Origin of the sequence: Ancylothrix sp. D3o, assembly GCF_025370775.1 — a bacterium.
Lineage (GTDB): Bacteria > Cyanobacteriota > Cyanobacteriia > Cyanobacteriales > Oscillatoriaceae > Ancylothrix.
Genome location: NZ_JAMXEX010000048.1, coordinates 1 through 11,341 on the forward strand (window position 1 = coordinate 1; position 11,341 = coordinate 11,341).

Here is an 11,341-nt window from a genome sequence, read left to right on the forward strand (position 1 = left end):
TTGAATTGCTTGATTACCAGAGATTGCTGAATTACCGGAGATTGCTTGATTATTTTGATGATTCTTGGTCATTTTTTGGCCTCTTTGATATTGTTGGGTGTTCTTTGGTATTCATGGGTTCATTGGAAGGTTTAATCTGTTAAACCTTCGTTCGGATACCGCGTAGCGGTTTTATTTGTGGTGGCATCCTCGCCATAATGATTAATGGTTTAGGAAAGCTTTGGCAGTTTGGCTGATTTCATTCCCCAGATACATTCCAATACTGGGAATTTTTTGTTTGAGTAAAACCACCGACAAGCGGTGAGATGGCTGTCTACTAAGTTTTGGGGAATTATTGTGAATTCTGCCGGACTACTGGTTAAACCTCTGTAAGTTTCACCGACTATGAAACCTTGCTTCTGCTCTATCACCCAATTCTTTATCAAGGTATCGAGAACGACATTAGATAGTTCTCGTGGCACGCCAAACATTACTATCTCAGGGTGATGGAAAGTATGGAATAAACCAACGGTGTAAGTAACAGTCGGCTGTTCTTTCCTGGCATCCCCTAATACATTGATTAAGTGATACCCTCGCGTTAATACGTTATTAGCGATTATTTGGAGGATGGGGGGATTTAATTGAAGTTGGGCTTTCAGGAAAACACCGGCCTCAATGGTTTTCTCGTAATTCTTCCTTACAGAAAAGGCTGGATGTTCCTGGATACTTTCAACTAAATCTAGGGCTGCGGTATAACCAGCAGTCCTCATGTAGTCAGAGAGAATATCGGTAGCGTATTCATAGTTGCCTGCTGCAACTGTCAGATAGAAAATGTTGTTGGTAGACATAATTTTGGGTATAGGAAACCAGAGCTTTAGATGGGGTCTAAAGCTTGAGGGAGTTTGATTGTTGGTCTAGTGATTTAGAAATCCAATTCGCAATCTTCGAGTGATTGTTCTTTCACCCATTCACCATCAATTGAAGGTTTAGATAATTTCTGGCCGGTGGGTGATAAAAATTGATACCAATGATCTGCAAATCTTGGGTGTTGTAAGATTTTGCAACCTTTCACCGGCTCTAATCTGACATCACCACCACGAGCATTGACCATCTCCATAATTTCATAAAGTGGCCCGTCCAACTTTTTCCACTCCTCACTTATTGGTTGTGGTGGTGGTAAGACGGTTAAATGTTGCAGTGGGTTGATAACTTTTTCAAATTTCCAACCTAATTTTAAGTCGTTGTTGTCGAGTGTCCCAAACCATTGGGTTTTTATTGCACCGAACTCGGTAATTTCCACCACAATGTCCCCAAATTTTAAGTCCCGATTTGGAGCGCCAATCCGAATGCAATCACCGACTTTAAAATCCTCTACTTTACTTACCGGCTCAAATTGGTAATCAGTAATGCTGGGGTTACTGATTGAGTTGGTTTGTAACCGGGCACGAAGTGAATTAATTTCTTCGAGTAAATTATTGCGTTCGGTTTCCAGTTTGTTGATTATTTCGGTGGCCGGTTCTTGTAAATGATCCACCGGCCCATCGACATCCACCGACCCCCGAACATCCACCGGCCCTGTTACATCCCCCGGCGCTGAGTTATCAAAATCAGTTTGGAGTTGGCTTTTGAGTTGCTGGATCTCTTTGAATAAACTATCGCGCTCGCTTTCTAGTTTGGTGATTATCTCAGTGGCCGGTTCATCTACCGGCTCCTCAATTGGCTGTCCACTACATAAAATCTTCAGAGCTTTATCCAGATGCAGTTGGGCGTGTAACCGCCCCTGCTTCAACATTTCTTCCGATTTTCCGCCCAAACCCGCACACTGATCAATCTGTCTTTGTAGGCCAACCACCCTGTCCCTTGCCCATGCAATCTGTTTTAATAGCTTCTGAGATGGTGGGGCCGGTGTAACATTGGTTTGTATTTCCAAAACGCTTTCCACAGGCACCAGATTATACTGCTCAACCGCTTCTAACAGATGTTTCCACTTGATTGCTAGAGTGCCGGTGTCTTCATCCGCATCCTGTTTTGCACAAGTTTCTGCATCTTCTCTGACGTTCGCCATATCGTTATCGGAAAGACAGCCATATTTGCCGTCTCTGTCTTGCAGGACAAACTGGTTGATAATCGGGGGTATGAAGGCCGGTGGTACTTCCTCTTCAATATCAGGCGTGGTTAACTGATGTAGCTCAATTTCCCACCAGAAGAATGTCTTTTTAGCGTTAGTCTTAACCAGCCTCACTTGAACCCGTCCGAGAATATCAGGCGAGTCGATGACCTCGGCAACCCAGTTCTTAAACTTGCCCTTTTTCGTGATGGTAACAAGGGTGGCCGGTTGGTACTGGGCGATTTCTTCTGCGGTGGGGAAGGGGTTAAATCCTTTATTTTCCCGTTTGACCAATGCTCGCAGAGTGGGGATTGTTGCCCCGGCCACTTTAAAAACCTGATTGATAAGTGTGACTGCTAATTCGGCTGAACCCTTGGCCAAGGCGGCACAGCCTTCTGTACCAATCTGAAGTAATAAATCTAGTATTGTGGGGTTGAGGAGGCCGGCGTTTTCAAGGTTCTGTTTGAGTTCCGCCATCCCCAGCTTTTGAGTGATTTCCTTGGCAGTCAGGGGATATTGGGACTGGAGAAACTTGCTGAACAGCTTATTACCCAGCTTCTCCTTTAGATCCAGTAGGGTGTCGATAACATTCAGTTCGAGGACGTTTAGGTTGGTTAAGAGAAGCTGCGTCAACAACGGTAAACTTTCTAATGCTTCTGTGATAAGGGCTTTAGGTGTATTCTTTGTCCAGTAGAGAGTAGATGATGTATTCATAGTGATAGCCTGTAAGAACGATTATTTTTGGGGGGGCGAGTGGTATCGTCCCTTTTTGTTTTGGAGGTTTTAGGAGCTAGGTAGCCTTTATTTAACGCTATGACTAACGCAGTCGCGTTATGGCTTACGACTTAATTTACCGCGACTGAAGATTTTTTGCAACAAAGGCTCGTAAAAAAAATGTAAAGAGTTGTTGCTATTTAAGTTTTGCTATGCAGAGGAGGCTTTGAGCGAACTTAAGCTCTGTCGAGTCTGCCTTGATAGCTTTATGTGAGTTAGCTATGAATTAAGATGATGGTAGTCGGCTGAAAACATTATTTTTTTCACCAGAGCCATCATTAGCTAGGAGCCTGATTTGGAGCGTGTCTAATCAAAGAAAAATAAGACTGACTACTTTGTTTTTGCGCCTTTATGAATTGCTAGGAGAAGGTAGCGATATTGGTTTTGCAAAAAAAATCGGCATTAGCACTCCCGCTTGGCGTCGCATAAAACAGGGATCTAGTAGCTATTTAAGTAAAGCCAATACTGAAGGAATTTGTAATTTTTTAGGAATAGCTGTAGCCGATTTTGAAAATTATTTAGATGGCTTAGCAGGCTTGGATGAAATTCTTAAGAATGCAAAAGAAGCTAAAACACTCAACGAACCTTCGAGTCCTAGCCGTTCTTTACTCGTTTATCAAGAGATAGTATCTAAACTTGATTTGTTAAATTTCTCCGAATTTTATAAGCTTTGGCTAAGGGTACAAGACGAATTTTCTATTAGGCTTACTCCGCATTTAGCCCCTGATCTGTTAGGTAAACACTTATCTAAAAAGGGGGAATATGAACAAGAAGATAATGAATTAGTAGTTGTGCTGGGAGAATGGTGTTCGACTGTAAACTCTCAGGGAAAAAATCCCGTAGCCTTGCTCGAATTGGAAGGAATTAGTGCTTCGGATTTTAATGAAATTATGGAAGGTAAGCGCTTAGCAACTGACCAAGAATGCGAAATTTTTGCTATAGTAGTGAGCGATGAAAACACCCCTATTTCCGCTGCTGAGTTTCGAGCATTGCGCGATAACTCTATGGTCAATGTTGAACCAAAAAAAGCCGTGCAATACTAAGCACCTAAATGGTGGCTATGTTTGCAAAAATGGTGGTAAGTAAGCTTATAATGAAAGGAGGATTGTGTGGCGAATATACCAGACGAATTCTGGCCTAATTACTTTAAAAAAGGAAATATTGGTAATTTAGCAAGAGAATTCAATGAAATTCAAATAAAAAAGTTTATAAGCCGCTCTAATTGTAAAGAGCTACTAAAAAAATGCCGATTCCGCTTGTGTTGGAACTCTGGCATCCTACCCCCCAACAAGGCTTATAAGCATTTAGAGATTGAAGCGACTTCTAAGATAGGCTTTTTCCTAATTTGGGTAAATAGGCTGGTTTTATCAGAGGAAATAATTCTTTTAAATCTTGCCGATAGAGTGACAGTTAGATGTCTTAATAGTTCGTTGAATAGAAGTTGGGAACCAAAAAAACAAATTGAAGAGGTAAAACAAAGTATGGTTTTTAAAAATAGAGTTCCAGAAGAAGGCTCTACGTTACATGATGGGTATTTAATTGTGCCAGAGTTGGATTTGGATTTTAACGCCCTTTATTTTAACCCTAATCCGGTTTACATCACAGACTTAACAGATGGGAGTATGCTATTTGCAAATCCTCAAGCTTTGACAGCACAACAAAAAAACTTACCAGATTTGTTGCGGACGGCGGCTGCTCTTGATAATCCAGAAGATTTGGCCTATCGGACTAAACTATTGTGCGAAGTGGGAGGTACTGGACGCTTAACAGATTTCGAGTATAAAGGTTATCGATAGTTAAAAGAGCCAGATACAGGAATTTATCGCTTAAAAGAAATGAATTTTGTTTCATTTTTTGCACGGGTATCCCTCTTTAATACAGACTGCCGGCTTGCCATTACTTTATCAGCCGAACCAACAGGCAAGATTTTATAGCCAGTTTTTAGAAGCTCTATTTACCACAGGGAGCCAGCTTGAGAGTAAAGTAGCCCTTGCGGGATGTTCATCTCGGTTCCTTCTCTGTGAACCTCCTGCTGCCAGTTTGTGCGTATTAAATTTTAGTTCGTTATATAACATAACATATCTTGGATGAGACCGTTAGCTGGAAGTCCAACGGGAAGTTTAGGTTTTGATTGACACAAATAACAAAAAAGATTAGTCTCAGCAAAGAATGTTTTGATAAGTTTTTCAGGGATTGAGGGCTGGTGATGACAGAAGGGAATTTAGAGGAACTGGCAAAGGCAAGTAATGCAGAAGTAATAGATGCGCTCCTCAAACAACTCCTTGAACCCTTGGGAGTAACCGCTCGAACGATTTTAAACGATGAGTATTTGCAGGTAATGTTAGAGTCTGCTGAGGTGCCGGTGCAGCAGAAAATGGTGGATTTAATTATTGCCTGTTTAAGGGAAACCGGACGAGACAGTTTGAGGACGGTTAAGATTTATGGCAAAAAGTCACAAACCTTTGATTTAGCTTGGCGACAAGAAATTGAGATAGCGCAGCAAGCAAATTTAGATGATGCTTATTTATATTTAGATTTAGAGGTAAATGGAGACGGAGAGATTTTTAAGTTAGGCTGGATTTATTTAGCAGAGGAAGTTTGTCAAGACAATGTAGAACTAGGGCTTAGCCAGCTAGTTGAATTAAAAGAAGTTGGCTTACAGATATGCGGCCATAATTTTCGCAGGTTTGATTGTTTATACTTGATAAAAAAACTACCCCAGTTATCATCTTGGTTGGTAGTAGATACCTTGGAGTTATCTGTTTTAACTTACCCATTAGATGCTTCCCATAAATTGAAAAAAGCACATAAAAAGAGTAGTTTTGCTCTGAATAACCCACTAGAAGATGCACGGGAAACCAAGGATTTATTACAGAAAATAATAGAAAAATGGGCAGAATTTCCGCCAATCCTGCGAGATGTGTATATTTGGTTACTAAGCTGTGGGGAAGAAAATGCAGATAACGCTTACGAGCAATTTTTTACATTTTTACGATGGGTGGTAAAAGAAGCGCCTAACTGCAAAAATTTACCGCCTCTAGTAATTAGCGGATTAGATTGGGATTATTTGGAGATTTTTTGGAAACAAGCCCAATTAAAAACTTTTAATGAGCGACTTTGTTTAGCTGGAATTTTAGCTGCGAATTATGAAAGTAATTGTAAAAATATAGAACGCTCCTTTTCGGGATGGTTGGCACATTTAGCAGAATTTCAAGAAATCTGGGAGGGATTGGAGATACTGCCAAATTATCAAACTTGCTTGCAACAATTTGGCTTGGAAAACTTTAGAGGGAAACAAGAAGAGGCAGTTAGAGCAATTTTGCACAATCAAAACCCCCTTGTCATCATGGCAACTGGTGCCGGGAAGTCACTTTGCTACCAAGTAGTAGCCTTACTGTTATTTCAAAGGCAAGCGGCATTAACGGTTGTCATCTCTCCTCTGCAAGCATTGATGGCAGATCAGGTAGCAGATTTAGAAGAAATGGGGGTAAATTTTGCAACATTCATTAATGGTAATTTACAGGTAAAAGATCGGCAGGAACGTTTAAAACAATTGAGGGATGGAGCCAAAGGGCTACTTTATATTAGCCCTGAACAATTAAGATCGCCAAGTATTAGGGCATTATTAGAAGATCAAAAACCAAGTTTGTGGGTAATAGATGAAGCGCATTGCATTAGCCAATGGGGGCATAGTTTTAGGCCCGATTATCGATATATTCCTAAATATATCCATGAATTATATGAAAACCAGTCACCGCCGCTTCTGGCGCTGATGACAGCAACCGCAACGGTGAAAGTACAAGAGGATATTAAAGAGTTATTTAAGAACGACGGAGGTTTAGAAATAAAGCAGGTGATTACTGAAACCAGCATCCGCGAAAATTTGCAATATAAAGTAGTCCCCGTTTCTAGTAAAAATAAAGAAGCAATTTTACTCAACGAAGTAAAGCAAAGCTTAGGCCAAGGAGGATGTGTTTTAATTTACACAACTACTCGCAAAAATGCTGAGAAGGTAAGCACTTTATTAAATCAAGAACATATTGATGCCCGATATTATCACGGCAAGATGCAAAATGTAGAAAAAGAAGAAGTCTTGCAAGCATTTAAAACGGGTGAGCTAAATGTAATAGCAGCCACTTGTGCTTTTGGGATGGGAATTAACCGTAAAGATGTACGGGCAGTTATCCACCACGCTATGAGTCCTAATTTAGAGGCTTATATTCAGGAAACAGGTAGGGCAGGGCGAGACGGGATGCCGGCAGATTGTACATTGTTATTTAATGAACAAGACGCAGATATCCTCTTTTATTTGCAAAGTCAAGTAGAACTAACAGAAGCAGAATTAAGAAATATTTTTATCGCTATTCGTAGTATTCGAGATCGTATTCATGGGGGCGCATCTCCAGATTGGTTTTGGGTAACGCTGAGTGAAATGTATCAAAATAGCGATTTAGAGGGAGAATTTGCCAATGATGCAGAATATCGAGATATCAAAATAAAGGTAGCTTTGCAATATTTAGAAAATTGCGGATTAATTGAACGGGCAGAGAGTTTGTCCGCGTATGTTCAGTTTGAATTAACAGATTATCTTTATGAAGAATCCGCTCGAAAGTTTGTTGAATATGCACAATTTAAAAATTTATCGAGGACGCAAATTAAGCAATTTAAAAAGCTAATAATGGCGATGTACTCGGCAAAACGTCATTACGCTGCGAAAAATCAGCCGGTACCTTTGGATCATCTCAGTGATGAGTCGGGGATAGATCCGAGGGAGTTAACGGGTAGAATTCGAGAATTGCAAAAAGCGGGGGTAGCGGCGGCTAAAATTCCTTTGACATTTTTAGTAACAAAAGAAGTTAAAGGGGATGCTCTGAAACAATATGAACGCATCCGCTGTTTGGAAGAAAAAATTTTAGAATTTTTGCTAGAGTTCCAGAGCAATCAGGGATATATTCAAGTAAACTTGCGAAGTCTAGCCTCGCGCTTAGATCCAGAGCGCACCCAAAAAACTAGAGCTTCCGATCTGATGGACATTTTAGAAGGATGGAATGCCGATAAATGGATAAAATTAATTAAGATTTACCGGGATATAGTAAGAATTGAGGAAGTCGAAATTTTTGATTTCATTGACCACCATAAGAATATAGCAGAAGCGATTATTGGACAATTTTATGAAACCCTCGAAGACATGAAAGGGGCACGTTTGCGCGTTGGCTATGAGTTAGATAAACTGATCAATGATGTAAATATAAGAATTGCCCCTGTTAAGGTGTCAGAAACTGAATTAAAGGCTGTGTTACTTTGGATGCACAACCGAAAGATTTTACGTTTAACAGATGGAGCTAATTTATTTCATCAAGCATTAAAGGTTCGAGTTTTTAAAGACCGCAAAGAAACCCGCATCTCTACCGAATATCAAAAAATTAAAGCTTATTACGAACAGCAAACACGCCGCACTCACTTAATGATTGAGTATGGAAAAATACCAAATGAACAAACCCGTCAGAAGTTAGTACACAATTATTTCATTTTATCAGAAAAAGAGTTTGGCAAAGCGTTCCCCCAGTTTTCTAAAAAAGTAGAAGAGATAAAAAGGCCGATTATTCAGGAAGATTACCAGCGCATTATTGGAGATTTGAACCCAACGCAAAAGCAAATTGTAGAAGCGGAAGAGCCGGCGTTGTTAGTAATTGCCGGCCCAGGCTCAGGAAAAACTCGAACAATTGTTCGGCGTATTGCATATTTAGTCAAGGTAAAAAGAGTAAATCCCAATCGGATTTTAGTGTTAGCTTATAATCGAAATGCGGTACAAGAATTGAGGTCAAAACTACAAAATTTAGTGGGGGCCGGTGCTTCACAATTGCAGGTTTTTACCTTTCATGGATTGGCACTTTCACTTTTAGGCTGTACTCCTGGTTCAGAACGGCTTTCAACAGATGCAGAATTTCAAGAGTTATTAAAAGAAGCCTGTGATTTGATTGAGCAGGGAGATGAATTGGAAGATGTGGATAGCCAAGCTCGCCGGCTTCATTTACTAGGAAATGTTGAGTATATCTTTGTAGATGAATACCAAGATGTAGCAGAGGTAGAGTATCGTTTAATTAAATTGGTGGCGGGGTTAGGGGATTCTGGGGACGAATCGAGATCGGTGCAAATTAATCTTTGTGTGATTGGCGATGATGACCAAAATTTGTATGGTTTTCGTGGTACTAATCCTAAATATATCAGCCAATTTGAACAAGAATATAAAGCCAAACGTTTTTTACTTACAGAAAACTATCGCTCGACTGAAGCGATTATTGAAGTAGCCAATAAAGTAATCTCAAATAATCGCCAGCGCTGTAAAAAAGAAGCAACTGAGCAAGTGCGGATTAATGAGGCGCGAATAGGAGATGTGGGTGTCCCGGTAGGGTTTTATGGTTTTGAAAATACGTCATCTCAAGCTGCTTGGATTGCTGATAAGATCCAGTCTTGGCTCAATGAGGGAGTAGCAGCTAATAATATTGCAGTTTTATCACGCCAGTGGGATAATTTGAGCGGGATTCGTTTGTTACTAGAAAAGCAAAAAATTCCAACTTATGCCTTAAAATCTGATGATATTAAGTTAGGCCGAAATTTTATTACTTGTCGGTTAATTGAAGAGTTGAATGCAGAAGTGTCGGTATTTGGTGGGGAAGATTTGGTAAGAAATTGGTTTGCAGAACGGTTTATAGAATGGCATCGTAATTTAGAAGAACCAACAGTAAGAACATTGCTGAAGATAGCCGATTTTTTAGATTTAGAACGCGGTTGTGCTGGGGGGAATGTGGGCTTACCGATGACGGCGGGGGAAGTGGTGATGGCGTTATTGGAATACAATAAAAGTGGAGTTTTTTTAGAAGAAAATGCGATTTTAGTTACAAGCTGTCATGGTGCTAAGGGGTTGGAGTTCCGTAAGGTTATTTTATTAACTGATAAGTTCAATACAGGCTTAGATCAAATTGAATCAGAGCGCCGGCTCTTTTATGTAGCAATGACAAGGGCAAAAGAAGAGTTAATTTTGTGTTCGGTTGAACCGAGTCTGCTGTGCAAAGAAACCGGCCTCATTCCTCAGCCAATAGTTGGTATTGATGCTATTCTTCCAGAACGGATGCTTTATTTAAATTTGAGTCCTCAAGATGTGAATTTGGGCTATGCTTTCAGTGAGAATCAACAACAGATTGTAAAAAGTTTGCGGGAAGGGGATGTGATAGAGATGAAAGCCAATAGGTATGGAAATAATTGGGCAATTGTTGCAGAAGGGCAAGAAGTGGGGACTTTATCAAGAAGCTATAATGACTTTTTGAAACAACGAGGGATAGTGGTAAATGAGTTTCAGTTTCAGCCAGGGGAGGTCAGGGTTGGGAAGATATATAATCATCTCAAATATGACCCTCTGAATGGAGAAACTATTGAGAATTGGTTTGTCTTACTTCCACAAATTCGAGTATGCCGGTGATATGTTTAAAAAGTTACAAATTGCAAATAATTATACACAGTTGTAACTTTTCTGGCTTGCCAATAAGCAAGATTTTCTCTTTCCTTTGAGCCTAGGCTTGGCCTTCTCTTATCACCGGCCTCCCCAAGTCTAATATTTTGTAGCCAGAGAATAACAAACCTTACTTACCCCCAACAAACTCAGCCAAAAACGCATAGTAGACACTGGTTGAAAACGACCGACTTTATGATAAAGTAGGAAACATCTACAACCGTAGGAGGCATTTAGCTCATCAAAAAAAATAATGATATCGAGTTAGCAAATTATGTAAAGGATAACGAAAACTTTTTATCTCCTAAATTAAAAAAAAGATATTAAAACGCTAATCGTCTCAGAAATAACCTCAAAGCAAGGAAAAACCAATCAATGCTACCATCAATTTTTGACACTTGCACCCCTAGAGAAGAAATATTATCAGGAGAATTATCCTTAGATTTATTTGCAGCAAAATTAAGACTTGTGGTAGAAGGAAACGCCCCGCCCGTCTATCAAAATCCTAAAACTTTTTTCGCCAATACTTTCCCTACAGACGGCATTAAAACCTTAATTCGAGAAGTTTTTAGCAGGCTCACCGGCACCGGCTCAGGTTCACCAGTTATCCGCTTAGAAACCAGCTTTGGCGGCGGGAAAACTCACGACGAAATCGCCCTCTGGCATATTTGTAAACAAGGCCGTACAATTGAAGGATTAGAGCGTTTTGCTGACTTGAATTTTATTCCAGATTATGCTGTCCAAGTTGCTGCTATAGATGGCAGAGATTTAGATCCAGAAAACGGCGTTTTTCATCAACAAACCGGCATCACTACTTACACCTTGTGGGGAGAAATTGCTTATCAAATTGGCGGAATTAACGGTTATTCCTTGCTCAAAGGCTCTGATATAAACGGTATTAGTCCGGGGACATCCGTATTAGAAAGGCTCACCGACAGTAAACCTACTGTTATTATTTTAGACGAAATTGCCCG

Annotated in this window: 5 protein-coding genes and 1 pseudogene; 4 read left to right on the top strand and 2 right to left on the bottom strand. The window is 40.2% G+C overall.

Annotation, left to right across the window (positions count from 1 at the left end):
• Nucleotides 1-209 precede the first annotated feature (209 nt).
• Nucleotides 210-827 carry a DUF4262 domain-containing protein gene (locus tag NG798_RS25685; RefSeq protein ID WP_261226571.1) on the bottom strand — a complete coding sequence of 206 codons (618 nt, stop codon included), beginning with the start codon at nucleotides 825-827 and terminating at the stop codon, nucleotides 210-212.
• 74 nt (nucleotides 828-901) lie between these two features.
• A complete protein-coding gene (locus NG798_RS25690) occupies nucleotides 902-2,800 on the bottom strand; it encodes a hypothetical protein (RefSeq protein WP_261226572.1) in 1,899 nt (632 codons plus the stop codon).
• A 362-nt stretch (nucleotides 2,801-3,162) separates the two neighbouring features.
• On the opposite strand from NG798_RS25690, the gene NG798_RS25695 reads away from it, so the two are divergent.
• From NG798_RS25695 to NG798_RS25710, 4 genes and pseudogenes are all read left to right on the top strand, one after another.
• Nucleotides 3,163-3,903 (top strand): hypothetical protein, encoded by a 741-nt coding sequence (locus NG798_RS25695; protein WP_261226573.1) that lies wholly within the window; start codon nucleotides 3,163-3,165, stop codon nucleotides 3,901-3,903.
• A 66-nt stretch (nucleotides 3,904-3,969) separates the two neighbouring features.
• The gene (locus NG798_RS25700) at nucleotides 3,970-4,656 is read left to right on the top strand and encodes a hypothetical protein (protein ID WP_261226574.1); all 687 of its coding nucleotides are present in this window, start codon (nucleotides 3,970-3,972) and stop codon (nucleotides 4,654-4,656) included.
• A gap of 410 nt (nucleotides 4,657-5,066) precedes the next feature.
• Complete coding sequence (locus NG798_RS25705; protein ID WP_261226575.1) at nucleotides 5,067-10,337, top strand: RecQ family ATP-dependent DNA helicase; 5,271 nt, start codon at nucleotides 5,067-5,069, stop codon at nucleotides 10,335-10,337.
• Between the two features lie 405 nt (nucleotides 10,338-10,742).
• Nucleotides 10,743-11,341, top strand: a pseudogene (locus NG798_RS25710) (DUF499 domain-containing protein); the annotation flags it as partial.

What these genes read in the sequence shown, in the direction of transcription:
- NG798_RS25685 (WP_261226571.1), bottom strand. Translation starts at nt 827, where the DNA reads ATGTCTACCAACAACATTTTCTATCTGACAGTTGCAGCAGGCAACTAT.
- NG798_RS25690 (WP_261226572.1), bottom strand. Translation starts at nt 2,800, where the DNA reads ATGAATACATCATCTACTCTCTACTGGACAAAGAATACACCTAAAGCC.
- NG798_RS25705 (WP_261226575.1), top strand. Translation starts at nt 5,067, where the DNA reads ATGACAGAAGGGAATTTAGAGGAACTGGCAAAGGCAAGTAATGCAGAA.